Genomic DNA, 25389 nt, shown 5'->3' on the forward strand with positions numbered 1-25389 from the left:
GCTAGTCGGCCAATTCCTTTTGAAGATCCTTGAACGTCGTAATCGGCGGCGTGCAGGTGTGCTCGCGGCATACGTAAGCAGTCACATGGCCGTCGATTTGCCGCTTGCCGCGCACCTGCTCCGGGATGAACCCAGTCTGAGCGCCGGCATCGGCATCGCCCGCAACGAAAACGAAGATCGCAAGATTCGGAACGTAGATGAGGCCGAGCCGCTCCGTCCATTCGAGCAGCTCGGCAGAGTTGCGGCTGCCGACGATCACAACTTCGGTCGGCCCGCGCTGGTAAAGCTCGACCGCTTCGAGCATGTGAGAGAACCCGAACGGCTGCTTCTCGATAAATTCGCGAAACAGCTTGAGCGTCCGCTCCGCCTCGACCCGGTAGCGCTCCTCGCCGGTGTAGCCGTGCAGCCTGAGCATCGCCATCACCGCCGCGCTGTTGCCCGACGGCGTCGAGCCGTCGAAAGCCGCCTTGGAGCGGGTGATCAGCGCTTCGTGATCGTCCGAGGTGAAAAAGAATCCACCCTTTCCCTTGTCGATAAACCGCTCGAGGATCACGCCGGCGAGCGTCCGCGCGTGCGCCAGGTATTTCGCGTCGAGCGACGCTTCGTACACGTCGAGCATCGCGCCCGCCAACTGCGCATAGTCTTCGAGGTAGGCGTTGTGCCGCGCGACCCCGTCCTTGAACGAGCGCTTGAGCGCGCGCCCATCCCACATCGACGCCAGCATGAAATCGGCAGCGCGCCGGGCCGCTTCGAGGTACCGCCGCTCGTGCAGCGCGCGATATCCCTGCGCAAACGCGCCGATCATCATCGCGTTCCACGCCACCAGAATTTTTTCGTCGCGGCCCGGCTTCACCCTTTGTTCGCGAGCCGCGAACAGTTTGCCGCGAATCTCGCGAATCTTCGACGCCATGTCGTCTTCCGAAAGCTTGAACATCCGCGCGGCGTCGGCGAGCTCGATGGTGCGATGCGGAATATTCGCGCCATCGAAATTGCCTTCGATCGTGATGTCGAAATAGCGCTGGGCTATCGCGCCGAGCTCGGGACCGAGGACGGCGTCGGCCTGCTCCGGCGTCCAGATGAAAAACTTTCCTTCTTCGCCGTCGCTGTCCGCGTCCTGCGCGGCGTAAAAGCCGCCCTCGGGACTTGTCATCTCGCGCAAAACGTAATCGAAGATTTCGCGCGCCACGCCGAGAAACTCCGGCTCATTGAGCGCGCGGCCGGCGTCCAGGTACAGGCGCGCCAGCAGCGCGTTGTCGTAGAGCATTTTTTCGAAGTGCGGCACCAGCCATCGCTCGTCCACGCTGTAGCGATGGAATCCGCCGCCGACCTGGTCGTAGATTCCGCCGCGCGCCATCTTCGAAAGCGTGTGCCGAACCATCTCGGCCATCGCCTCGTCGCCGTCGGCCGCGTGCACGCGAAGAAACAGCGAGAATACGAACGTGTTGGGAAATTTCGGCGCCTGGCCCAGTCCGCCGTTGATGCTGTCGTAGTGCGCGGCGAGCGCGCGCGCCGATTCCGCCGCCAGTCCCGGCTTCAAGTCGCCGCCGGTGGGGACGTAGTTGGTGAGCGCGCCGAGCGCCTCGGTCAGTTTTTCGAGATTGTTGGTGACTTCCTTGGCGCCATCGCGATACGCCTGCGACGCCGCGGCCAGGATGCGCGGAAATCCGGGCATCCCATGACGATCTTCGGGCGGGTAGTAGGTCCCGCCGAAAAACGGCCGTCCGTCCGGCGCCAGGAACATCGTCAGCGGCCATCCGCCGCGCCCCGTGATCAGCTGCACCGCATCCATGTAAATCTGATCGAGGTCGGGCCGCTCTTCGCGATCAACCTTGATCGCAATGAAGTTCTCGTTGATCAGCCGCGCGATCGCGTCGTTCTCGAACGACTCCCGCTCCATCACGTGGCACCAGTGACAGGCCGAGTAGCCAATCGACAGCATGATCGGCTTGTTCTCCGCCTTCGCGCGCGCCAGCGCGTCCGGTCCCCACGCATACCAATCGACAGGATTGTACGCGTGCTGGCGCAGGTACGGACTTTGTTCGTTGATTAACCGGTTCGGCTTGCGGCCGGAATGACTTTCGGGATTGTTGGCCTGGCTCATGTATCTCGCTTCATCCTATCTCCCTCGCCGCGCGCTGTCATTCCGAGCAAGTCACCGTATGGCAGAGCAACGCGCGCGCCAGTTACAATTCGCTGCTATGACCTCCGATTGCGCATCACGCGACTCCGCCGCATCGCAGCACGCCGCCGGCAACGACAACGATTCGCGCTTTCGCCTGCGCGCCGGATGCGTCCTGATTCTCGCCGCGATTCTCTTCTTCGCCCGCCTGGGTGCGCGAGCGCTGTGGTCCTCGGAATTCCGATGGGCCGAAATCGCGCGCGAGATGCTGGTGACGCACAACTACTTCTGGCCGACGATCAACGGTCACGTTTATTACGACAAGCCGCTCGGCTCCTATTGGCTCGTAATTTTTTCCACACCGTTCACCGGCGGCCTCAACGAGGCTGCCACGCGCCTGCCCTGCGCGATAGCCGGCCTGCTGGCAGTGGCGATACTGATGCTGCTGGTGCGACGCCTCTACGACGCTCGCACCGCGATCCTTGGCGGCGTCATCCTCGCGACCAGCTTCAGCTTCGTATTCTTTTCGCGCAACGCCAGCGCCGACGTCGAAACGCTCACCGGCGAGCTGGCCGCACTGCTGCTCTTCAATCACTACGAAGAGCGCGGCGGCGGATTGTGGGTCGTGGGCCTATGGCTGATCATGGCGGCGACTTCGCTCACCAAAGGTCTGCTCGGATTCGCGCTGCCGCTATTGGTGATCGGAGTGTATGCATGCCTGCGCGACGGAGTTGTCCCGTTTTTTCAGGCGATTATCCGTGGCCCTCTGATCGATCGGATACGATGGCTGGTCGAGCGCAATCGATGGTTCTTCAACTGGTACACGGTCGCCGCCGTCGCGCTGGGCGCGCTGGTTTACGGGCTGCCCTTCCAAATCTCGTCGCGCCTGATGGGCTCGGAAAAGGGCCTCAGGATGGTGTATCGCGAGAACGTGGTGCGGTTTTTCCACCCGTTCGATCATCGCGGACCTATCTACTTATATGTCTACGTTATCTTCGCGCTGATGGCTCCGTGGTCGGCGCTGTTGCCCGCGGCCCTGGTGGAAACGCACAGCCTGCGCCGCGGCGGCGCCGAGCCTGCTCGCGCGGATCGATTTGCGTTGGTTTATTTCTGGGCGACGTTCATATTTTTCACTGTCTCGGGATCGCGCCGCAGCTACTACATCCTGCCGATTCTGCCCGCCGCCGCGATCCTGGTCGCCAGAACGCTCGCGTATCCCAGCGAAAGCGAATTACGCTCGATGATCGCCCGCCGACTGCTGACTGTCGGCTACGCGATCGTCGCGTTGACCGCGGTCGCCGGCATCGTTCTGCTGATTCCCGCCCGGGCGATTCTCCCGAGTCCCTACGATGCGTTCCCGCCACTGCCCGCCAAGCTCGCCTTCATCGTGTTCTGGGTCGTATCAGTCGCCGCCGTCGCGTACGCGACTGGCAAATTCAGCCCCTATCGCGTGGCAATATCGGTGGGCACGATCGCGTATCTTGCGATGGTCTATATCTTTATCTTCGCGATACCTGCGGCGGAGGCTTATCGCGGTGAAAAGCCCTTCGGCTACGCAGTCCTGAACAAGATTGGCGGTTCGACCGACCGGCTCGTGCTGTTCAAGACCGAGGGGCCGCTGTTCTATCTCAATCCGCCAAAGCCAATCGCCGAGTTCAATAAGCAGCAGGATTTGCAGGATGCGATCGCCAAGGGGAGCGCCCGCTGGATGATTGTTCGGCGGCGCGATATGCCCAAGCTCGACACTCTCACCACCGTCGAGCTTGGCGAGGCGTCATATCCGTGGGAGACCGACTACAATTACCGAAATAAAGTGCTGCTCGTCCGGCTCGGCAAGTAACGCCTGCGATTAGTACGTTGCCGACGACGGACGCAGGAGCGTCCGTCGAGATTCTTCGCCGCAGCGGCTCAGAATGACCCGATCGGTCGCTCACTTTCCCCTAACCCCTTCTAACAGGGCGAAGCCCGCATCTTCTCTTTTCACTTTTCACTGGGTGCAGGGGGCACCCCTGCCCAAGGATGTGTGAAACCCACGGCGGGTTTCACGTTCAATTAAGTGGATTTTTCTTCCGCGCGAGTGCCGGTCACAATCGCATCGGCATGACGACGTACGTGTACCGCTGATCCGACTCCGTCCTGATGACGCCCGGGCTGACGTCATCGCTGAGCCCCAGCTCCACGGTCGAATCGTTACCCGGCGCAATTACGCCCAGCACGTCCTGCACGTATGCGGCATTGAACCCGATCGCGAATTCTTCGCTCTTGAAATCGACGTCAAGCGACTCGCTTGCTTCGCCCGTTTCCGGACTGGTCGATGAAACGGTCAGCGTCCCGGCCGATAGCGCGAATTTGACCCCGTGATAACGCTCGCTCGAAAAAATTGCCGCGCGCTTGATTGCGGCGAACAGCAAATCCCGCTTGACCATAATCTTGTACCTCGACTGCTTGGGGATTACGCCGCGGTAATCGGGGAACTCGCCCTCGACCAGCCGCATCGAGATTTCGGTCGCGCCACGCTTGAGGTATGCGAGCTGACCTTCGAGGTTCAAGCGCACTTCGGCGTCGCCACCCTCATCGAGAATTTTGCGCAGCTCCGAGAGTCCCTTTCGCGGAATGATCGCGCCGGCCTCCATCCTGAATCCCGGCACTTCGCGCTCGATCATCGCCAGCCGATGGCCGTCCGTTGCGACCATCCGCGCCGATCCGGGAGCGTTGCATTCAACGAACACGCCGCTCAAATTGTAGCGGGCTTCATCCGGACTGACCGCGAAGATCGTCTTGTCGATCATCCCGGCCAGCACGGCAGCCGGAATCGTCAATTCAGTCTTCAGTTGTTTCTTGGCCGGCGCTGAATCCTTGCCGGCGCTCTGACTTGGCATGGCAGGGAAGCTGCGCGGGTCCAGGCCCATCATTTTGAACTTCGCCCGGCCGCACTTGAGCTCGACCCAATCGCCGTCGAGCGAGGTCAGCGCGACTTCATCGCCTTCGGTCTCGCGCACGATTTCGAAAAGCTTGCGCGCGTTGAGCGTGAGGCTTTTTTCCTTGCCGGAACACGCGACCTGCGTGCGAATTCCGACTTCGAGGTCGGTGGCGCTCAAAGTCAGCGTATTTCCGTTGGGTTCGATCAGGACATGGCCGAGTATCGGAACCGTCGTGCGCCGTTCCACGATGCCCTGCACGAGTCCCAAACCGGTAAGCAGCGAAGCGCGCTCGATGGAGAGTCCCATGAATTGTTAGCCCGTCTCCTATTCCTAGATCTTAGATCTTTAAAAGAAAATAGCAGTAATAGTAGGAGTTGTGGATTTGTTGATTGATCGCGCAAGCGCCCGGAAATGAAAGCCGAACGATCGCTGAAAAGCTGTCAGCAGAAAAGCGGCTGACCGACAGGGCCGGCCTGGCGCGCACCGGCCCTGTCGATATCGATAGCCTTATGCCCACCTCATCCACAACCTTCGCCACATCGATTCACGCGGCATTGGCGCGAATCGATTTAAGCTCGCGCTCGATTTTCTCGATCGAGAGCCGGAATGCCGGATCGCTGGTGACGCGCCGCATGATCAGATTGTGCGCGTGAATCACCGTTGAATGGTCGCGCCCAAAATGCTCGCCGATCGTCGGAAACGAGCTGTCGGTCAGCCTGCGGCAGAGATACATCGCTACTTGACGGCAAAACGCGATGTGCTGGGTGCGCTTTTTCGACTTCAAATCCGTCAGCCGGATATGGAAAAAATCCGCAACCGTCTTCTGGATCGATTCGACGTCGGGCTTCGCGTCGGGACTTCGAATCAGATCCTGCAGCGCCTGCCGCGCGAAGTCCACGGTGATTGCTGATTGGTTGATCGAGGCCAGCGCCGCCAGCCGCGTCAGGCATCCCTCGAGCTCGCGCACGTTCGACGAGACGCTCTGCGCGATATACATCGCGACTTCCGGCGCCATCCGCAGATTATCGTGCACCGCCTTTTTCTGCACGATCGCCACCCGCGTCTCGAGGTCGGGTGGGGCGATGTCCGCGATCAATCCCGACTCGAACCGATTGCGCAGCCGATCCTCGAGCCCGGGGATTTCGCGGGGAACTTTGTCCGAGGTCAGGATGATCTGATGCCGCTCGGCGTGAAGCGCGTTGAAAGTATGGAAGAATTCCTCCTGGGTGCGCTCGCGGCCGGCCAGGAACTGCACGTCGTCGAGGATCAACGTATCGACCCGGCGAAATTTCTCGCGGAACTCGTCCATCTTGTCGCGCCGCAGCGAATTGATCATCTCGTTCATGAAAATTTCGGCCGGCATGAACAGCACTTTCCTCGGCCGATCGCCGCTGGCCCAGATATGGTGCCCGATGGCGGTCACCAGGTGAGTCTTGCCCAGTCCCACCCCGCCATAAATAAACAGCGGATTGTATTTCTCGCCCGGCTGGTTGGCGACCGCCTGCGCCGCGGCATGCGCGAACTGATTGGCCGATCCGACCACGAACTCCGCGAAACTGTAGCGCGGGTTCAGGCACGGATGCCGATCTCCACGCGGCGCGGCTGCCGCAGTCGCTCGATTCGCCGCGGTCGCCTTGCCGTTACCATTGCCATGCCCGTTGGCATGGCCACTGGCATGGCCATTGGCTGGGCGTTGCTGCGGCGTCGGCACGGCAGCATTTTCGCCGAGAGTCAGCCGCACCTGCATTTCCTCGCCTGCCTCGGCCGACAGCGCTGAGCGCATCAGGCTCAGGTAACGTTCGTTGATCCAATCGCGGAAAAACCGATTGGGCGCCTCGATTGTGACGGTCGATCCTTGATGAGCGACAAAATTGAGAGGTCCAATCCACGTCTCATAGCCGACCTGACCGAGCTCATCGCGGATGCGGTCAGAGGCCCTTTGCCACAAACCATTCATATCGTTTCCCCCTGGCAAACCCGGACTGCCCGCCATGCTCCGGGACTAGCGCGCGGAATCAAATGCCACGCGAATTACGCACAAGCTTATCCACATCTGTGGATAAGCCCCATTTCCCTTTTTGCAGCCGACAATTTGACCGCGCTGCACGCCGGACTATCAACTTGTCCGGGTTACGATCGGTTCTGTTGGGCTTAAAAGTCTGATCGAGAATGCGAGCGATATACACGCGCTTCAATGTCATATTCAACGCGCCGCAAATGAACCCTTGAGCGGAAAATGGTTCTTCAAAACAGGAAGTGTGCGGCCAAGTGAACGTGATAAACTTATTTCGCGGTGAGGACAAGCGCGGAAAAAATTTTGCCGCTATGCGGGCGGATTGAAAAGGAAATTTCGCGTGCGAGTGATCGCGCGCCGCGCGCGCAAAATTTCGCGCCGATCCTGCGATCGCGCAACTCCGCTCTGGAAGCCGTCACGCGCGATCTCAATTTTTCGCATCGCGGCGCAATTCGGTCCTGTTCTGACGCGTGCAATCGAATTTTTCTTCGCGATCGAAAAATTGTTTTTGATCGCTCCGGATCTTCAGGAGAATTGCGATGACATCCCGCAAAAAATCAGATGAACTCTTCAATCGCGCCAGTGTTAAGATTCCTGGTGCGGTGAATTCTCCCGTTCGCGCGTGGAAGGCCGTCGGCGCGATGCCAATTTTTATCGAAAGTGGCAGCGGTGCTACCTTGATCGACGCCGACGGCAACAGTTTTCTCGACTACGTTTGCTCCTACGGCCCTGCGATCCTCGGTCATGCCCATCCGCGCGTCACCCAAGCCATCGCCGAGCAGGCGCGGCTCGGTCTGGGCTTCGGCGCGCCGACCCGCCTGGAGATCGAGCTCGCGGAATTGATCTCATCGGCGATCAAATGCGCACAAAAAGTCCGGCTTGTCAGTTCGGGAACCGAAGCCGGCCTGACCGCGCTCAGGATCGCGCGCGCGGCGACCGGGCGTCCGAACATAATAAAGTTTGACGGATGCTATCACGGGCATAGCGACTCGATGCTGGTGCGCGCCGGTTCCGGCGGGTTGACTCTTGGTCAACCCGACAGCGCCGGCGTTCCATCGGCGCTTGCCGCGATGACGATGGTTGCGCGATATAACTGGATTGAGACAGTCGAAGGTTTATTCCGCGCCGCGCCTGACAAAATCGCCGCCGTGATCGTCGAGCCGGTCGCCGCCAACATGGGCGTCGTAAATCCCGACCCCGGCTCGCTGAAAGCTCTCGCCGAAATCGCGCACGATAACGGCGCTCTTCTGATCTGTGACGAAGTTATATCCGGGTTCAGGCTCTGCTTCGGATCGGTTGCTGAAAGTATGGGCATCGCGCCCGACCTCATCATGCTCGGGAAAATAATTGGCGGCGGGATGCCGGTGGGGGCAATCGCCGGCCCGGCTGAGATCATGGACTTGCTCGCACCGATTGGTCCGGTCTATCAGGCGGGAACGCTGTCGGGAAATCCGGTTTCCGTGCGCGCCGGGCTCGAAACGCTTCGCATTCTCAGGGAAACCAATCCGTACGCCGCGCTCGACGCCGCCGGCGCGCGGCTTGAAGCCGGACTGCGCGACGCGGTGAAGGAGCTGAGAACAAATGGCGGGTCGGGATGCGTCAATCGCGCAGGATCGTTGCTGACGATGTTCATCGGTCCAGAGCGCGTACGCGACGCCGACGAGGCTCGCACCTGCGACAGCGCCAAATTCGCGAAGTTCTTTCACGGGATGCTGGATCGCGGGATAAATATACCGCCGTCGCAGTTCGAGGCCATGTTCATCTCCACCGCGCATACCGATGCCGACCTCGACCGCACGATTGCCGCCGCTCGCGAATCTCTCGCGTCGATGCGACCATGATCGGTTCTGAGGTGAATCACCGTTGGCGCTGATACCCGGAAAGTACGCGCGGCCGCTCGCGATGGCGCTGGAGATCCCGATGTCGCCGATCGCGGGAGGGGTGTTGGGCTATTACATCGATGAATACTTTCAAACCGGGCCATGGTTCACCGGCATTCTCGCATTCGCGGGCTTCATTCACTCAATTTTGACGATCATCAGGATCGCCAAGGAAATACCCCCCGGTTCGGAAGGCTAGCGAGACGGCGGTGCGAAACGACCGTATTCCGACCATTGCGGCGATTCAGCGGATGAACCTCATCCTGGTGGCCGGCACGGCGATCGTTCTCTTTTATTTCGACTCAAGTTCCGCCGCCCTCGGATGTCTGCTCGGCGGCGCCGTCGTAATCGCCAACCTATGGCTGCTCAGCCTCTTCGGCGCGGCGATCCTTTCGGCCGCCGGCGCGGGCATCTCCGCCACCGCCGCCAAGTTTGGCGTTATGGCGATACCACTCAAGATGCTGATCGTAGCGGGCCTGGTCTATCTGCTCTTCAAACGCACCCACATTGACGGTCTGGGATTCGCGCTCGGGGTCTTGACTCAAATGACCGCTGCAATTATTGAAACCGGGCGTGCTTCGCTCCGCGGCGCCAGCTAAGATTGCCGCGGTGGAGATAATTCCTTGCAGCAGTCGATAAACTTCCTCGAAATGATCGGTGGGGGCAAAATCCCCGAGGTTCTGGTTGGAACCTGGCTGGTGATGGGGATACTGCTGATTTTCGCGTTTCTTGCGCGACGCTCGCTTGCCGCCGCCGCGGACCCAATCGTTTCCGACGATAAGATCACGTTGCACTCGGTTGCGGAGACCATCGTAGAGTGGGTCGACAGTTCCGTTTCTGAAGTTACCCAGATCCATCACTACCGCGGATTGGTCCCCTTCTTCGGCACGCTGTTTATGTTCATTCTGCTTGCGAACTTTCTCGGGCTCGTCCCGGGGATGGAACCTCCCACCGCCGATTCCGACCTTACTTTCGCGTTGGGAACGATTTGCTTCGCTTTCTACATCTACCAGGGGATGAAAGCGCAGGGCGTGGTCCGCTACTTGCGAACTTTTCTTGGACCGATGATTGCGGTTGCGCCGCTCATGCTCGTGATTGAAATCGCCGACAACCTGTTTCGCCCGTTTTCGCTCGGCGTACGTCTTTACGCGAACATGTTTGCCGATCACATGGTGCTCAGCATCTTCACCGGCTTGACCAAGTTGCTGGTTCCTCTGGCGTTCCTGACGCTTGGATCGATCGTGTGCGTTATACAGGCGATGGTCTTCATGATCCTGTCGATGGCGTATGTACGCCTTGCGGTCAGCCACGAACATTAGTCGAAAAGCATAAAATAGATTTTCATGCGCCCGAGATTCCGCCCGGAAATTGTGGTGGTAGAGGAAGAGAGGCGGCCCGGTCCCGGCACTTCGAGGCGCGCGAAACAAGGAGGAACGAGAAATGGTTCGAAGGATAGGTAAGGTTCTAGCGATGGTCTCGCTTGCTATCATCGCGGCCCCGCTGCTCGCGATGGCGGCAGAAGCGGCGCCCCCGGTGGTCAGGCTGACCACTTCACCGCTGAGCGTTGGATTAATCGCGCTCGCCGCAAACCTCGGCGTCGGGCTCGCGGCGTTCGGCAGCGCGCTTGCCCAGGGCCGGATGGCAGCATCTGCGATGGAATCCATTGGGCGTAATCCCAACGCGGCCGGGCAGATTTTCACTCCGATGCTGTTGGGCCTCGCGTTCATCGAAGCGCTGACCCTGTATGCGCTGGTTATCGGATACCTGCTGCAGGCGAAGATCTAGCGATTACGCACGCCGACAATCTCAATGTCGTAGCGACCGCGGGGCCCGACCGGGCCCCGTTCTTTTTTTGTTTGCTATCCGCGGCGCTTGGCGCCCTGCAAGATGTCGAACGGCGCGCGGCTTTTTTCCCGCTTCAGCAACACGTACGTCGCACCCGCGCCGCCGTCTGTCGGCCGCGCGCTGGTGAATGCCAACACGTGCCCGCCTATCGCGCCATGCGACAGCCATCCTGCCGACGCGTGCTTGAGCACAGAATGCCCGCCGGGAGATCGCAGTCCGCGTCCATGCACGACCAGCACCGTGCGCAGCCCCTTGCGAACCGAGGCGATGATGAACTCCTTGAGCGCTTCCTTGGCGGCGCCCTGGATCATGCCGTGCAAATCGAAATGCGCCTGCACGGCGAACTCGCCGCGGCGAAGCTGCGACACCAGCCGCGGGTCCAGTCCGACGCGGTATCCCTCGAGGTATTCGTCCGACTCGGTGATATCGAAGGGCGCCTGCCCCGATACCAGGTCCGACAATTGCGCGATTACCTCCGCGTCCTCATCGACGATCGTGTGAGTCACCGGCGGTTCCAGCGGTATCCGCGACCTGCGATTGCCTTTGCTACTCAGCGGGCGCACACCCTCGAGCGCGCGGCGGAGGAAAGACTCGTCGTCGAGCAGCTCGTCACATAAGCCATCGACGGCTTGCGCGGGTTTTTCGACGACCGGCGCCGCCGGCGTCGCGGCCTTGGGCTTGATTGGCGGGGGCGAAGGCGACACCTCTCGCCCGGCGAGCATCTTCTTCAGGTCTTTGAATGGCGACGAAAAGACCCGCTCGGGCGCCGGTGTCGCCTTTCGTTCGCCGCCTCGTTCGTCATCCTGGCGGCCATGCTTTCGCTTTTTTGCCATCGGAGGGGGTCGCAGGTCCCGGATACGTGCACGACCAGACAGACTACGCCGGGAACGCAACGCGGTTCAAACCGCGGACGCGATATGAAGCGATCGGACGGGAAAATCGTCTGCCTTAATGATGCGCGTTCGGCGCGCATCGACTAGACTTGCCGGCGTGTCGCGAACCACTTCGAAGTTGCCTGACGTGAGGATCCTCATATGCGTCGTGTCATTGTAACCGCCGCCGCTATTGTCGGAGCCGTCGTGATTTTCGCCGGCGCGATCCTCTTCTATGCCGCGATCAACCTCAACTCGATCATCGCCGAGCGCCGCCAGACCATCCTCGACAAGGTCAGCACCGCGCTCGGGCGCAATGTTCACGCCGACGACATCAAAGTGAGTCTCGGCTGGGGAATCCTCGCCGACGTGACCGGGGTCCAGGTCGCAGACGACCCCGACATCTCGAAGAAGCCGTTCATCGAGGCGAGCAACGTTTACACCCGGCTGGAACTGATGCCGCTGCTGGCGCGCCGGATCGAAATCACCGAAGTCGTGCTCGACAAGCCGGTGATCCGAATCGTTCAGACCCGCGACGGCACTCTCAACCTCTCCACGCTCGGCAGGAAAAAAATCGTCACCGAAGAGGAGTCGGCCGAAGCCAAGCGCAAGCAACACTGGGGCATGGCTGGAGGCTCGCCGAAGGCCGAATCGGGCCGGACGCCTGCGACGCTGGGCTCGCTGTTCGTGCGCAACTTCACCGTCAACGGCGGCACTTTGGAATATGAGACGGAGGGTGCGGCGCAAGCCGCCGTCGTCAACGCGATCGACCTCAAGGTCCGCGATTTCGGCTTTCAGGCGCCCTTCACCGTCGCGCTCACCTTCGCCGCGCTCGCCGACCAGGATAACTTCGATCTTTCCGCGACGATTGGGCCCCTAATCAACAAGGGCGCCATCGACATCGACGCGATTGCGCTGTCGGCCACGGCCAAGGTCGGCCCGATTCTACTGACGCAGCTCGAAACGATCCCGATGCTCGCGAAAGCCATCCCGCCGAAGCTTTCGATTTCCGGCCCGTTTAGCTTCGACGCCTCGGCCGACGGCACTGTTCAATCGATCAAGTTCAACGTCTCGAGCGATTTGAGCGCGCCCGCGATCGCCTTCGGCGACACGTTTAACAAACCCGCCAACCTGCCGCTCAAGATTTCCGCCGAAGGTACGCGGACCGGCTCTGCCGTCGGCGTGACGCTCGCCAACGTCACTCTCGGCGACCTCGAAGCGAAGGCGGCCAACATTAAAGTCGGCGGCGGCGCGAGCGCGGCCCGCATCGATACCAACAACTTCGATATCGCTTCGATCGCGAAGATGATCCCGGCTCTCGGCAAATTCAGCCTCGAGGGCAAGACCGAGATCCATACCGACGCGACGCTTGAGCGCGGCAAGCTGTCGGCGGACGGCACGGTCGCGCTGGCCGATGTCGGATTGTCCATCCCCGATCAGAAAGCGCCGCCGCTGAGCCATCTCAGCGGTAATATCAAGCTCACGGGCACCAGCGCCGACATTGGCCCGCTGGCGTTCAACCTGGGCGCGTCTCAGGCAACGCTGAAGTCGCACGTCGATCAGTTTCAGCCATTGGTCATGAGCTATGAACTGAATGCGGCCTCGGTTCATCTGGCCGATCTCGCGCCCTCGCGGCCGCCCGACGAAGTGATCAACCAGCTTTTCGCCAAGGGCGCTGCCTCGATTGCTCCGGTGACGGGTCCGGTCATCGATTCTGAAATCACGTCGCCGTCGGGCAACCTCGCCAACGTCCCATACCAGGACCTGAGGCTGTCGCTGTCGCTCGCGGGCAAGCTCGCCCGGGTGACCGTGCTCAAGGTAAAGGCATTTTCGGGTGAAATCGTCGCGACGGGAAACACCCGGCTCGAGGCGGCCGCGCCGATGGCGGCGTCGATCAGTTTTGCCAATCTCAATATTCAGCAGGCGCTCGACGCGCAAAAGTCCAAGGCCGCCGGTACTGTTCGCGGGTCGCTCGGTGGAAGCATCGACGTCACCGCCAAGACCGGCAGCTTCGACGAGATGAAGCCGACACTCAAGGGCAGCGGCAAGCTGATGCTGACCAACGCCAAGCTGGTCGGCGTCAATATCGGCGGTCAGGCGCTCAAGAAGGTGCAGAAACTGCCCGCGATCGGCAATCTGGTTCCGGATGCGGTCGTCAAGAACCATCCCGAGCTGTTCAGCGATCCCGACACCGACATCCAGCTTGCGAGTCTGAGCTTCGTGCTCGCCGGACCGCGAATTACGTCGCACGACATCAAGGTGCAAACCGTGGATTACAATCTGCTCGGCGACGGATGGTTCGACCTGGACAAGAATATCGACCTGGCGGCGCGAATCTTGCTCTCGCCGCAATTCAGCAAGGAGCTGATCGAGCAGAAGAAGGAGGTCGCGTTCATCGCGAATCAGGACGGACAAATCGACATCCCGCTGCAGATCGTCGGGCAATTGCCCAAGCCGAAGGTGCTGCCCAACGTGACGGAACTTGCGCAGCGCGCCGGAAGTCACGCGGTCCAGGCGCAGGGTCAGAAGTACCTCGGTAAAATTTTTGGCAAGAAGGGAGTTCCGGGAGGATTGGGAAAATTTCTCGGCGGCGATTCGGGTGGAAACAACGGCTCGGGCGGTAGCGGAGCACCCGCGGGCGGGTCCACCCCTGCGCCGAATCCGCTCGATCAGCTGAAAAAATTGTTCTAACGCACGCGCGCGACGTTACAAATTCATCTGCACGATCGTCGCGCCCGCGCCGCCGTGATGCGGCTGCGCGCCCCGAAACGACGCGCAATACGGCGACGTGCCCAGGTATTCCGTCACCGCTTTCCTCAGCGCGCCCGATCCAATCCCGTGGACAATCCGCACCTCCGCACGATTGGTCAGGAAGGCAGTGTCGAGAAATTCCTCGAGCTTGCGCAGCGCGTCGGACGTTCGCATCCCGATCAGGTTCAGCTCGTCGCCCTCGCCACGCTCGGCGCTGAAGGTGACGGTCGCCGCTTTTGGCCGCGCGGGGCGATTTTCCGGCGCACTCGCCGCCGACCTGCGCAGGCGCTCGGGCGCGACTTCGATCCTGAGGCCGCCGCGGCTGATCACAGCGCGTCCCGATTCGAGCACGATCAATTCGCCGCGGATGTCGCCTACCTCGACGCTGTCGCCGACCTTGAGTGGCGCATCGGACTCCGCCACGGCGCCGGCAGCCGGCGCCAGGCGCTCGAGTTTCGCCGCCGCTTTCGTGATGAATCCCTTCAAGTCGGTGCGTGATTTCGTCCGGGTTTTCAACTCATCCATCAGTGCCGCACCGTCGCGCCTGAGCGCCTCGATCAGGTCCGCGCCTTCGGCGCGCAGCCGCTTGCCTTCCAGTTCGGTGCGCTCGCGCGTTTTTTCAGCGCTCTGAAGCACCTCTTGCTCGATGCGCGCCAGGCTGGCTTCGCGCTCGCGCAACTTTTCGGCCTGCGCATTGAGCTTGGCGCGCTCGCCGTCCAATCTTTTCAGCGCGTCGCTGAGCTCGATGCTCCCGGCGCCCATCGATTTTTCGGCCGCGCTGATTATTTCCTCGGGCAACCCGAGCCTGCGCGCGACCGCCAGTCCGTAACTCTGCCCGATCGTATGCGGCTTGAGCCGATATAACGGCGTGAGATGGTCGGCGTCGAAATCCACGGCGGCGGCCTCGAACCCGGCTTGCGAATATGCGTGGAGCTTCACCGCGGTCGAATGCGTCGCGATCGCCAGCATGCAGCGCCGCGTCCCGAGATGGTTCATCAGGCCGATTGCGAGCGCCGCGCCCTCGGCCGGGTCGGTGCCGGCGCCCGGCTCGTCGAGAATCACCAGCGCCGGCTCGACCAGCGATCTGACGATCTCCGACAAGTTTGCGATATGCCCGGAAAAGCTCGACAGGTTGGATTCGATGGACTGTTCGTCGCCGATGTCGGCGAACACGCTGCGAAAAACCGTCGCCTTGCTGCCGGCCAGCGCCGGAATCAGCATCCCCGCCTGCGCCATCAGCGACAGCAGCCCGACCGTCTTGAGCGCGACCGTTTTTCCGCCCGTGTTCGGCCCCGAGATGACGATCCCGCGCTGTCCGGCCCCGATTTTCACGTCGATCGGGACGACCTCGCGCCCGCTGGTCATCAGCAGCGGATGCCGCGCGCCGATAAAGTCGATTCCCTCGTCCACGAGCTGCGGCTCGACGCATCGAAATCGCTCGGCGAAAATCGCGCGCGCGTTGAGCGCATCGAGCGCCACCATCGCGTCGAACGTCAGTTGCAGTTCCGGCGCGTATCCGCCGACCATCGCCGTCAGCCGCGCGAGGATTCGCGTTTCTTCCGCCTCCGCTTCGCGCTCGAGCATCATCAGCCGGTTGTTCAGCTCGACCGCCCACATCGGCTCGACGAACAGTGTTTCGCCGGAAACGCTGCGGTCCTGAACGATTCCTTCGAATCGTTCCGCGTAGTTCAGCTTCATCGGCAGCACGAAGCGGCGATTGCGAATCGTCACGATGTAATCGGATACGAATGACTCCATGCCCGAAGCGTTGAGCGAGCGCAGCAGGCGCGCTTCGAGTTCGGTGCGCTCGTCGCGCAGCTTGCCGCGCAGACGTTTCAGCTCGGGGCTCGCGTCGTCCAGGATTGCGCCGTCGTCGGCCAACGCGCCGAGCATCGCGTCGGCCAGTTCCTTGGGCGCGAGCAGGTTGCGCACCAACGCCGCGACATGGGGGAAGCGCTCGACCCGCGAGCGCATAAAGCCGCCGACGTGGCGCGAGCCCACGATAAAATCGCGCACTTTCACCAGCGCTTCGCCGCCGAGGATCGCGCCCGCGCGCGCCGCCGCCAGGATGTACGGCCGCTGATCGGTGAATTCGCCGATCGGGATCGAGCCGGCATGCGATCTCAGAGCGGCCATCTCGGCGGTCGAATCAAGCCGGCGGCGCACTTCGGCCGGGTCGATCGACGGGCGCAGCTCGGTGGTCGCCTCGCGCCCCGGCTCGGAGGCGCAAAACTGCATGACGAGGTGAATCACCTTGTCGAACTCGAGCGCTTTCAGATCGCGTTCCCGCATCGCGTCAGAGCCGCCCGGCTTTTTGCCTATTGGCCCGGCCCTCAGGCTAATATCTAGCCCAACTTTGGTCCGCAGGCATCACGGATTTTTAACACGCATCAAGGATACTCAAATGGATCGGATAGAATCCCGGCTGAACGCCAACTCCGAAGAGTTTCGCCGCAACCGCGACGCGATGGACGCGCTGGTCAAGCGCCTGCGCGACGAAATCGAGCGGATTCGCCAGGGTGGTCCCGCTCCCGCTCGCGAGCGCCACGTCGAACGCGGCAAGCTGCGCGCGCGCGATCGCGTCAAGAAACTTCTCGACCCCGGCAGTCCGTTCCTCGAACTGTCGCCGCTGGCCGCGTTTGAGATGTACGACGGCGACTCGCCGTCGGCGAGCATCGTCACCGGCATCGGCCGAATCCATGGGCGCGAGGCGGTCATCGTCGCCAACGACGCGACCGTCAAAGGCGGCGCCTATTTTCCCATGACCGTGAAGAAGCATCTCCGCGCGCAGCAAATCGCGATCGAAAATATGCTGCCGTGCGTTTATCTGGTCGATTCGGGCGGCGCTTTCCTGCCGATGCAGTCCGAAATTTTTCCCGATCAGGATCACTTCGGGCGCATCTTTTACAACCAGGCGCGGATGTCAGCGATCGGCCTGGCGCAGGTCGCGGTGGTGATGGGCAGTTGCACGGCCGGCGGCGCGTACGTGCCCGCGATGTGCGACGAGAACGTCATCGTCCGCGGCCAGGGCACGATCTTCCTGGCGGGACCGCCGCTGGTGCGCGCCGCTACCGGCGAGGAGGTCAGCGCCGAGGATCTCGGCGGCGGCGACGTGCATACGCGCCTGTCCGGCGTGAGCGATCACCTGGCCGACGACGACGAGCACGCGCTCCAGATTGCGCGCGCGATCTTCGAGAATCTTGGCAACCGCACCGCCGCCGCGATCGCGCAGGACACCCCCGAGGATCCGCACTACGATCCCGCCGAACTCTACGGCATCATCCCGGTCGATACCCGCAGGCCCTACGACGTGCGCGAGGTGATCGCGCGGCTGGTTGACGGGAGCAGGATGCATGAGTTTAAGGCGCGTTACGCCACCTCCGTCGTCACCGGCTTCGCGCGAATCTACGGCTATTCCGTCGGCATCGTCGCCAACAACGGCGTGCTGTTCAGCGAGTCCGCGCTCAAGGCCACCCACTTCATCGAATTGTGCTGCGCGCGGCGCATCCCGCTGCTCTTCCTGCAAAACATCACCGGTTTCATCGTCGGCAAGCGCTACGAACAGGGTGGTATCGCCAAGGACGGCGCCAAGATGGTCAACGCGGTCGCCAACGCGCAGGTGCCGAAGTTCACGGTGATCATCGGCGCGTCGAACGGCGCCGGAAATTACGGGATGTGCGGGCGCGCGTACTCGCCGCGATTGCTCTTCATGTGGCCCAACGCGCGGATCTCGGTGATGGGCGGCGAGCAGGCCGCCAACACGCTGCTCACGGTGAAGCTCGATCAGTTGAAACGCGAAGGCGCCACCATGACCGACGCGGAGCAAAAGCAATTCATCCGTCCCACGCTCGACAAGTACGAGCTCGAGTCGAGCGTCTATTACTCGAGCGCGCGGCTATGGGACGACGGCGTGCTCGATCCGATCGAGACGCGCGCCGCGCTGGCGCTGGGGCTGGCGGCGTCGATGAACGCGCCGATTCCCGAGCATCCCGGCTTCGGCGTCTTCAGGATGTGATCCGGTTTGTGCTCCCTTCCAATTCCCTGGGATCGAAGGTTCGGGCGCGAAAATGCCCGGCGCAAAGTCGCCGACTATCGAAAGTCAAAGCGATCGGTGGGATCTGGCGCGCGATAGCGCGCGTTGGGCATCACGCCTGTGCTAACGGTCGCGGCGATCAGCGCTTGAAAAACGAGTAGCTCCTTGGTGCGTTCTCCTTAAGGTATTTGCGCAGCGGTTCGACACCCCGGTTCCGAACCGTGGTTCGCCAACCGGCCGGAAACTTCTCCTCGATCCACCATTGGTTGGTATCAAGCCTGATGTAGAGTTTGTTGCTCCCGACCGCGGCGCTGCCGCGATTCCCAAAATGGTTCAAAGGCAGGCCGAACTCTTCAAGCAGTTCCTGCCAGTAAACCCAGGTTAAGCGAGAGACGGTGGCCGGTGAAGCGCCAGGAATGTCGTAGGACTTGATTGCATAGCGCTCCATCAGCGCCTTCTGCAGGCGGCGCGCAGTCTCGACCTCTGCCGCCACGGCTCCATTATTGGTGTTGACCTTGCGCAACAGTGTGATCTTTCGCAGAGCGTCTTCGGCCGTCATCGAAACAGGTGCACCTCGGTTGGCGATACTGTAATTGGCGGTAAGATTAGTTATATCGCATATTTTTGTCAAGAATTTTAATGAGGGATCGAAATTTTAGTGCTCCCGGATACAACGGCGCCGACCAAGTTCAATTTGATCACAATTGCGCATTCCCCTCTCCTGCGCATCGCAAATGACGCCGCAGCGGCGCGGAGAATACCGCGCGCGCTCAGCCTTCCGGCGCAAGCATCTTGTCGGCCCGCACCAGCCGGTCGAACTCCTCTCCCTTGAGCAACTTCAACCCAAGCGTGGCCTCGCGCAGCGTGATTCCTTCCGCGTGCGCCTTCTTGGCGACCTTCGCCGCGTTGTCGTAGCCGATATGCGGACTCAGCGCCGTCACCAGCATCAGCGAATTTGCGACGTTGCGCCGGAGCTGCTCGCGATTGGGCTCGATCCCTTCGACGCAGTACTTGCTAAACGACGCGCACGAATGCGCCAGCAGCATCGTCGAATGCAAAAAATTGTGGATGATGATCGGTTTGAAAACGTTGAGCTCGAAATTCCCCTGCGAGCCGGCCATCGTGATCGCCACGTCGTTGCCGATCACCTGGATGGAGACCATCGTCATCGCCTCGCTCTGCGTCGGGTTCACCTTGCCCGGCATGATCGACGAGCCCGGCTCGTTCTCCGGCAGGATTAATTCTCCCAGCCCGGTGCGCGGTCCCGAGCCCATCCAGCGGATGTCGTTGGCGATCTTCATCAGCGAAACTGCCAGCGTCTTGAGCGCTCCAGAAGCCGCCACCAGCGCATCGTGCGCCGCCAGCGCCGCAAACTTGTTCGGCGCCGACTTAAACGGCAGCCCGGTGTACGCCGCGATCTTTGCCGCCACGCGATCGGCAAACTCCCGATGCGTATTGAGCCCGGTGCCGACCGCCGTGCCGCCAATGGCCAGTTCGAGCAAGTCCGGCAGCGCCGCTTCGATTCGCTTCAAATCATAGTCGAGCTGCGCGACGTAGCCCGAGAATTCCTGCCCCAGCGTCAGCGGCACCGCATCCATCAGATGGGTGCGGCCGATCTTCACGAGGCCCGCGAACTCGCCGGCTTTGCGCGCGAGCGCGTCGCGCAGCATTCGCATCGACGGAATCAGGTCGTGGGTAACTTCCTCGGCCGCCGCAATATGCATCGCAGTCGGAAAAGTGTCGTTGGACGACTGCGACATGTTCACGTCGTCGTTGGGATGGATCGGCTTTTTGCCGCCGAGCACGCCGCCGGCCATCTCGATCGCGCGATTCGAGATGACCTCGTTGGCGTTCATGTTGGTCTGCGTGCCGCTGCCGGTCTGCCAGATGCGCAGCGGAAAGTGATCGTCAAGTTTGCCCGCGATCACTTCGTCGGCGGCCGCGGTAACCAGCCTGGCCTTGTCGGGGGGCAGCTTGCCGAGATCGCGATTAACTTCCGCCGCCGCCTTCTTCAAAATCCCGAACGCGCGCACCACCGAACGCGGCATCCGGTCGAATCCGATCGCGAAGTGCAGCAGCGATCGCTCGGTCTGCGCGCCCCAGTAGCGGTCGCACGCGACCTCGATCGCACCCATGCTGTCGGTTTCGACGCGCTTGCCGGTCTGCGGCGCCTTGCCGGCCCCGGCCGGCGTCGCGGTCAATCCGCGCTTGGCGATGCTGGCCTTGCGTACCTTCGATTTCGTATTTGCTGCCATTTTCTATATCCTCTGTTGGATTTCCTACGGCCTCGCGGCGACTATTCTAACCCGGATGGCGCCCGCTGACGGTGATTTCCCATCGCGATTCGCCTCCGACGCCCTTTTCAAAGACGCTGTGCCGATATAGGTTATGACGCGTACTTTGACAATAGCGACTAATTTCGGATCGAGATACTTTTAAGCGTTCATTTTAGGAGAGACTGCCAACCATGCCTTGGACGATTACCCGCCTTTGCCGCGATTGCATTGACACCGGATGCGTTAGCGTGTGCCCCGTCGATTGCATCTATGAATACGTCGGCGCCGACAAGGAAAAATTCCCCAACCAGCTCTACATCGATCCCGACGAATGCATCGATTGCGGAGCCTGCGAGCCCGAATGTCCGTGGGAGGCGATTTTCGAGGAGCCGGCCGTTCCCGAGGTCTTCAAGGACGACGTCGCGCTCAACCACGCGATGCTCGAAATCAAGGATCAGTTCAAGGTGATGCCGTTTAAGAAAGTCGAGCACCCGACGCCCGAGCAGATAGCCGAGAACAAGAAAAAATGGGGCCTCGAGACCTGAACCCGCGGCGCATTTCCCGCTAAATGCGATTGCCCCCCTTTCCACCTGAGAAGGGGCCAGGGCCGCGTGTCGTTCGGCTCCTGAGGCGTTCGCCGGTTTAGCGGCGGCGGCCCGCGAACGAGTGCGGTCAGCCTTTCATTGATGACGGTTTCCGGTCGCGGTGTTCTCGAAACCACTCCCACGCGCGCGCATCTGCTTGTCTCAGGGCTGCGTAACATTTGTTGCACAGAGACACGCCAATCTCCGTGATGCGAAACCCGAGAACATCGTCTATCCAGCGGTGCTGGCCGACATTCCCGCAGCGTTCGCAAGTGACAGCGTGGCATGGCTTCATTGCGGCGCCTACTGCGAGATGACCATTGCCGCGGTGCGGGTGAGCGGGATGGTGACCGAGGAGACCAAACTCGTCAGCGGCGGGAACTTGTAGCTGACGACCACCGTAACCACGCTCCCGGGTTTGTTGTCGGGCGCCCAGGTCGTGGTGACGGTCAACGAATTCGTGTTCAGCACGCCGACGACCAGACCGTCCACGTAAGTCTGAACGCCAGCCGCCGACACCGGCGCCATCGCGGTTGACCCATGGACCGTCGCATAGCGCACGGCCTGCTGCGCGCTGTAACAAACGAAGTCGTAGGAATAGAGCGCCAGTGCAAAGTTGATTATCCCGAAAAACAGCATCAGGCTCGGCGTCAGCACCAGCGCGAACTCGGCCATCGCCTGCCCCGGGTGCGAGCATCGGATCGCGGCGCGCAACCATCGGCGCCATAGCTTGATGCCGCTCGCGTTCATTTGACTATTGGACGACGCGCATAATGGCTTTGCCGGGCACTGTTATAGGCGGCAGGATGCCCATGAAATTGACCAGCGGCGTGTACGGGGCGCTGGTGTTGACCTGCGTGTACAGCAACCGATGGCTGCCGGCGCAGTCGGTTGACAGGCACGTCGATGCGTTCCCGTTGGCGCATTGACAGAAGTGAGTGGCGGTCGTCGTCATCCCGACAATATTGGGCGCGTCGTTGGCCGCCGCCGCCCGCATCCCGGCGTTATCGGCCGCGGTCGAAAGATTCTGCGAACCGTACTGAACGCCGGCCCGCGCCGCGTTCGAAACCGAAATCGCGATGTAGAACGCGCGGCCCGTTTCCACCACCACCAGAAACATCATCAGCAGCAACGGCAGACTGAGCGCGAGCTCCACCGCCGCCTGCCCACGCGCGCGCCCGCGCCGATGGCGACCGCCACGGCGTCGCTTCCAACTGGCCGCGCCCATGGATTCAACCGGCTCCGGCAATCGCGCTATCGTGCTCATTCGGCCAGTATCGTTCCTTTTATTGGTGAGCCGTCGGCCAGCGACGAATAGTTGTCGCCGACCCTCGCGTTGCCGCTGACCACCAGCTTGTCCGCGACCACGATGCTGTAGCCGTTGAGGCTGCTGTTCCCGAGGTAGGTAACCTGCGTCGTCGCGAAGTAGATCGCACCGTCGAAGGTCGAACTCGAATTTCCGGTTATCGTGCTGGCCGCCGCGCCGGTCGGAATCGAGCGATCCTGAAAGAACAGGATTCCCGCCAGCGGACCCGAGGTCGGCGCACTGAAATGCACCGTCGCGTTTCCGTTCAGCGCAATTCCCCCGTAACTACCCCTCCCCGTCGTGTTGTAAAACGTTACCCCGGTGCCGGTCATCCACGAGTTGCCCCTTATCGTCATTCCGCCACCGGCGAGCACGTAGGTTCCCGCGTTGAAATTCAACCAGGAATTGCCGTTGACCGAGATACCGCCGCAGTAGGTGCCGGGATAGAGCTGGTAGGGACTGCCGCTGCTCCCCGTGTTCCCGTTGAGCGAAAAATTGGTGTGAGCGCACGAGCCGACGGTGGGCTCCTGCAGGTATGCCAGCGGATCGGACGCTGCAATCACCCCGGTCTTCGGCGTCGGCGTAAAACTGACGTTGCCGGTGGTGCTGTAGTTGCCCACGACCCCGATAGTCGGCGCCGCGATCGTGGCGTTGCCGTTGACCGCCATGCCGCTCGAGGAGCTCGAGTCCACCAGCAGACCGCAGCCGCTCTGGATGTCGACGTTGCCGTTGACCGACATCGCGCTCGAGGCCGACGGGTCCAGCACGTAGATGCAGTTGGGCCCGTTGCCCTCATACGCCGCCGCGCGCGCCGACACGCTGATCGAGCTGACTCCGAGCACGCGCAGAAAATAAGTCGGCTCGGGCATGGTGACGATCGCCTCGACGTACGCCGTGTTTGACGAATTCGGTCCCGTGCTCGGAGGATTGTTGACCGCCACGGTGACGCCGTTTTGGCCGTTGGTGTATCCGTTGCTCGCCGCGTCCGCCTGGCCTGCCGCCACCAGGTCGCCGTACTTCAGCTCCTCCGCGCCGGCCATCGCCGCACTGTCCGCCGCCGTCTGCATCATGTTCCTTTGGTCTTGCATGAAGCTGAAATCGGCGACGACCGCAATCATGCCCACGATCGCGACCAGCGCGACGCAGACCAGCACCATCACCTGGCCGCTTGCGCTCGCCGCCACATTCATCTTGCTGTTCGTACTCATTCGGCCAGCACCGTTCCTTTTACCGGTGAGCCGTCGGTCAGCGAGGAATAGTTGTTGCTCACCATCGAGTTGCCGCTGACCACCAGCATGTCCGCTACCACGATGCTGTAACCGTTGACGCTGCTGTTGCCGCTGTAGGTAACCTGCGTCGTCGGGAAGTAGAGCGCCCCATCGAAGGTCGATCCCGCACTTCCGGTTATCGTGCTGCCTGCTGCGCCGGTCGGGACCGAGCGATCCTGAAAGAACAGGACTCCCGCCAGCGGACCCGAGGTCGGCGCACTGAAATTCACCGTCGAGGTTCCGCTCAGCGCAATTGGCCCGTAACCACCGGTCCCCGTCGTGTTGTAGAACGTCACCCCGGCGCCGGTCATCACCGCGCCGCTTCTAATGAGCATGCCGCCCCCGGCGAGTACGTAGGTTCCCGCGTTGAAATTCAGCCAGGAATTGCCGTTGACCGAGATACCGCCGCAATAGGTGCCGGGATAGAGCTGATAGGGACTGCCGCTGCTCCCGGCTCCGTTGAGCGAAAAATTGGTGTGGGCGCACGAGCCCACGGCGGGCGCCTGCAGGTATGCCAGCGGATCGGACGCTGCAATCACCCCGGTCTTCGGCGTCGGCGTAAAACTGACGTTGCTGTCGGCAGTGTAGCCGCCCACGACCCCGATGGCCGATGCCGTGATCGTGGCGCCGCCGTTGACCGCCATGCCGTTTGACGCGCTCGAATCGACCAGCAGACCGCAGTTGCTCTGGATGACGGCGCTGCCGCTGGCCGACATCGCGCTCGACGCCGTCGGATCCAGCACGTAGATGCAGTTGGGCCCGCCGCCCTTATACGCGACCGCGCGCGCCGACACGCCGATCGAGCTGACTCCGAGCACGCGCAGAAAATAAGTCGGCTCGGGCATGCTGACGATCGCCTCGACGTACGCCGTGTTTGACGAATTCGGTCCGGTGCTGGGAGGATTGTTGACCGCCACAGTGACGCCGTTTTGGCCGTTGGTGTATCCGTTGCTCGCCGCGTCCGCCTGGCCCGCCGCCACCAGATCGCCGTAATTCAGTTCCTCCGCGCCGGCCATCGCCGCACTGTCCGCCGCCGTCTGCATCATGTTCCTTTGGTCTTGCATGAAGCTGAAATCGGCGACGACCGCAATCATGCCCACGACCGCGACCCGCGCGGCGCAGATCAGCACCATCACTTGGCCGCTTGCGCTCGCCGCCACATTTATCTTGCTGTTCGTATCCCGACGCACGGCCTTGCGATGCGCCGCTGGGAACTTGCTCATCATCATCAGTTCGCTCCAGCGTACAAAGCACCGCCCGTGCCATCGGATTAGCCTTCCGATCGCTACAACATACGCGCCCAATATGTCCCAGGCTGATTGGTGACTGTCCGGTTATGACTCTAAGGAAGGAAGGCCAGCCGCTCGGCGATCGATAGCGTCCTGATAGCCTCGCCCTGACAGGAGAGCTGTGCGCAACCGGATCGGCGCATCATTTCCTCTCCTGTAAGGAGAGGGATGAAGGGGAGAGTGAAAAGTCCTTATATAGCGCGCCCTGTTTCCCCTTCTTAATACTGGCCT

General features: G+C 61.6%; 22 protein-coding genes. 9 read left to right on the plus strand and 13 right to left on the minus strand.

The genetic code is table 11. From position 1 onward, the window contains the following. Window position 1: 1 nt before the first annotated feature. Entirely contained in the window at window positions 2-2101 is a 2100-nt protein-coding gene (locus VIO10_RS07185) for a thioredoxin domain-containing protein (protein WP_331961512.1), read from the minus strand. A 58-nt stretch (window positions 2102-2159) separates the two neighbouring features. Between VIO10_RS07185 and VIO10_RS07190 the strand changes: the two genes are divergently transcribed. Beyond that, window positions 2160-3959, plus strand: a complete 1800-nt coding sequence (locus VIO10_RS07190; RefSeq protein WP_331961515.1) for a glycosyltransferase family 39 protein — start codon at window positions 2160-2162, stop codon at window positions 3957-3959. A gap of 244 nt (window positions 3960-4203) precedes the next feature. Here VIO10_RS07190 and dnaN read toward each other — a convergent pair whose 3' ends face one another. The 4 genes from dnaN to VIO10_RS07210 form a co-directional block, all read right to left on the minus strand. Further along, window positions 4204-5346 (minus strand): DNA polymerase III subunit beta, encoded by a 1143-nt coding sequence (gene dnaN, locus VIO10_RS07195; RefSeq protein WP_331961518.1) that lies wholly within the window; start codon window positions 5344-5346, stop codon window positions 4204-4206. 31 nt (window positions 5347-5377) lie between these two features. Beyond that, window positions 5378-5578, minus strand: a complete 201-nt coding sequence (locus tag VIO10_RS07200) for a hypothetical protein (RefSeq protein ID WP_331961521.1) — start codon at window positions 5576-5578, stop codon at window positions 5378-5380. Between the two features lie 6 nt (window positions 5579-5584). Then, window positions 5585-6997, minus strand: a complete 1413-nt coding sequence (dnaA, locus tag VIO10_RS07205; RefSeq protein WP_331961524.1) for a chromosomal replication initiator protein DnaA — start codon at window positions 6995-6997, stop codon at window positions 5585-5587. A 484-nt stretch (window positions 6998-7481) separates the two neighbouring features. Next, window positions 7482-7751, minus strand: a complete 270-nt coding sequence (locus VIO10_RS07210; protein ID WP_331961629.1) for a hypothetical protein — start codon at window positions 7749-7751, stop codon at window positions 7482-7484. Here VIO10_RS07210 and hemL point away from each other — a divergent pair. From hemL to VIO10_RS07235, 5 genes are all read left to right on the plus strand, one after another. Further along, window positions 7657-8895 carry a glutamate-1-semialdehyde 2,1-aminomutase gene (gene hemL / locus VIO10_RS07215; RefSeq protein WP_331961626.1) on the plus strand — a complete coding sequence of 413 codons (1239 nt, stop codon included), beginning with the start codon at window positions 7657-7659 and terminating at the stop codon, window positions 8893-8895. The two genes, VIO10_RS07210 and hemL, sit on opposite strands and share 95 nt — an antisense overlap. 22 nt (window positions 8896-8917) lie before the next feature. Beyond that, window positions 8918-9133, plus strand: coding sequence for an AtpZ/AtpI family protein (locus VIO10_RS07220; protein WP_331961527.1), 216 nt, complete (start codon window positions 8918-8920; stop codon window positions 9131-9133). A gap of 10 nt (window positions 9134-9143) precedes the next feature. Continuing rightward, window positions 9144-9533, plus strand: a complete 390-nt coding sequence (locus tag VIO10_RS07225) for an ATP synthase subunit I (RefSeq protein ID WP_331961530.1) — start codon at window positions 9144-9146, stop codon at window positions 9531-9533. A 24-nt stretch (window positions 9534-9557) separates the two neighbouring features. Then, window positions 9558-10253 (plus strand): F0F1 ATP synthase subunit A, encoded by a 696-nt coding sequence (gene atpB, locus VIO10_RS07230; protein WP_331961533.1) that lies wholly within the window; start codon window positions 9558-9560, stop codon window positions 10251-10253. A 151-nt stretch (window positions 10254-10404) separates the two neighbouring features. Beyond that, window positions 10405-10719: an ATP synthase F0 subunit C gene (locus VIO10_RS07235; protein WP_331961536.1), complete on the plus strand. Its 315-nt coding sequence runs from the start codon at window positions 10405-10407 to the stop codon at window positions 10717-10719. Between the two features lie 74 nt (window positions 10720-10793). Here the strand turns inward: VIO10_RS07235 and VIO10_RS07240 are convergent, their stop codons facing one another. After that, the gene (locus VIO10_RS07240; RefSeq protein WP_331961539.1) at window positions 10794-11612 is read right to left on the minus strand and encodes a Smr/MutS family protein; all 819 of its coding nucleotides are present in this window, start codon (window positions 11610-11612) and stop codon (window positions 10794-10796) included. Between the two features lie 201 nt (window positions 11613-11813). Here VIO10_RS07240 and VIO10_RS07245 point away from each other — a divergent pair, with 201 nt between their 5' ends. Next, a complete protein-coding gene (locus VIO10_RS07245; RefSeq protein ID WP_331961543.1) occupies window positions 11814-14342 on the plus strand; it encodes an AsmA family protein in 2529 nt (842 codons plus the stop codon). 15 nt (window positions 14343-14357) lie between these two features. Here VIO10_RS07245 and VIO10_RS07250 read toward each other — a convergent pair whose 3' ends face one another. Further along, entirely contained in the window at window positions 14358-16694 is a 2337-nt protein-coding gene (locus tag VIO10_RS07250; protein ID WP_331961546.1) for an endonuclease MutS2, read from the minus strand. A gap of 112 nt (window positions 16695-16806) precedes the next feature. Here VIO10_RS07250 and VIO10_RS07255 point away from each other — a divergent pair, with 112 nt between their 5' ends. Then, window positions 16807-18417 (plus strand): carboxyl transferase domain-containing protein, encoded by a 1611-nt coding sequence (locus VIO10_RS07255; RefSeq protein ID WP_331961549.1) that lies wholly within the window; start codon window positions 16807-16809, stop codon window positions 18415-18417. A 157-nt stretch (window positions 18418-18574) separates the two neighbouring features. Here VIO10_RS07255 and VIO10_RS07260 read toward each other — a convergent pair whose 3' ends face one another. Both VIO10_RS07260 and fumC read right to left on the minus strand, forming a co-directional pair. Continuing rightward, a complete protein-coding gene (locus VIO10_RS07260; RefSeq protein ID WP_331961552.1) occupies window positions 18575-18994 on the minus strand; it encodes a hypothetical protein in 420 nt (139 codons plus the stop codon). A gap of 211 nt (window positions 18995-19205) precedes the next feature. Continuing rightward, a complete protein-coding gene (fumC, locus tag VIO10_RS07265; protein ID WP_331961554.1) occupies window positions 19206-20690 on the minus strand; it encodes a class II fumarate hydratase in 1485 nt (494 codons plus the stop codon). 212 nt (window positions 20691-20902) lie between these two features. Between fumC and VIO10_RS07270 the strand changes: the two genes are divergently transcribed. Then, complete coding sequence (locus tag VIO10_RS07270) at window positions 20903-21256, plus strand: ferredoxin family protein (RefSeq protein WP_331961556.1); 354 nt, start codon at window positions 20903-20905, stop codon at window positions 21254-21256. A gap of 342 nt (window positions 21257-21598) precedes the next feature. On the opposite strand, the gene VIO10_RS07275 is transcribed toward VIO10_RS07270, so the two are convergent. The 4 genes from VIO10_RS07275 to VIO10_RS07290 are packed head-to-tail and all read right to left on the minus strand — an operon-like array spanning window position 21599 to window position 25092. Next, window positions 21599-22045 carry a TadE/TadG family type IV pilus assembly protein gene (locus VIO10_RS07275; RefSeq protein ID WP_331961559.1) on the minus strand — a complete coding sequence of 149 codons (447 nt, stop codon included), beginning with the start codon at window positions 22043-22045 and terminating at the stop codon, window positions 21599-21601. Between the two features lie 4 nt (window positions 22046-22049). Further along, complete coding sequence (locus tag VIO10_RS07280; RefSeq protein ID WP_331961562.1) at window positions 22050-22562, minus strand: TadE/TadG family type IV pilus assembly protein; 513 nt, start codon at window positions 22560-22562, stop codon at window positions 22050-22052. Continuing rightward, entirely contained in the window at window positions 22559-23809 is a 1251-nt protein-coding gene (locus tag VIO10_RS07285) for a pilus assembly protein TadG-related protein (RefSeq protein ID WP_331961565.1), read from the minus strand. The genes VIO10_RS07280 and VIO10_RS07285 overlap by 4 nt, the downstream gene beginning before the upstream one ends. Beyond that, entirely contained in the window at window positions 23806-25092 is a 1287-nt protein-coding gene (locus VIO10_RS07290; protein ID WP_331961568.1) for a pilus assembly protein TadG-related protein, read from the minus strand. Before VIO10_RS07290 ends, VIO10_RS07285 begins: the two co-directional genes overlap by 4 nt. Window positions 25093-25389 lie beyond the last annotated feature (297 nt).

Origin of the sequence: Candidatus Binatus sp. (assembly GCF_036567905.1) — a bacterium.
GTDB lineage: Bacteria > Desulfobacterota > Binatia > Binatales > Binataceae > Binatus.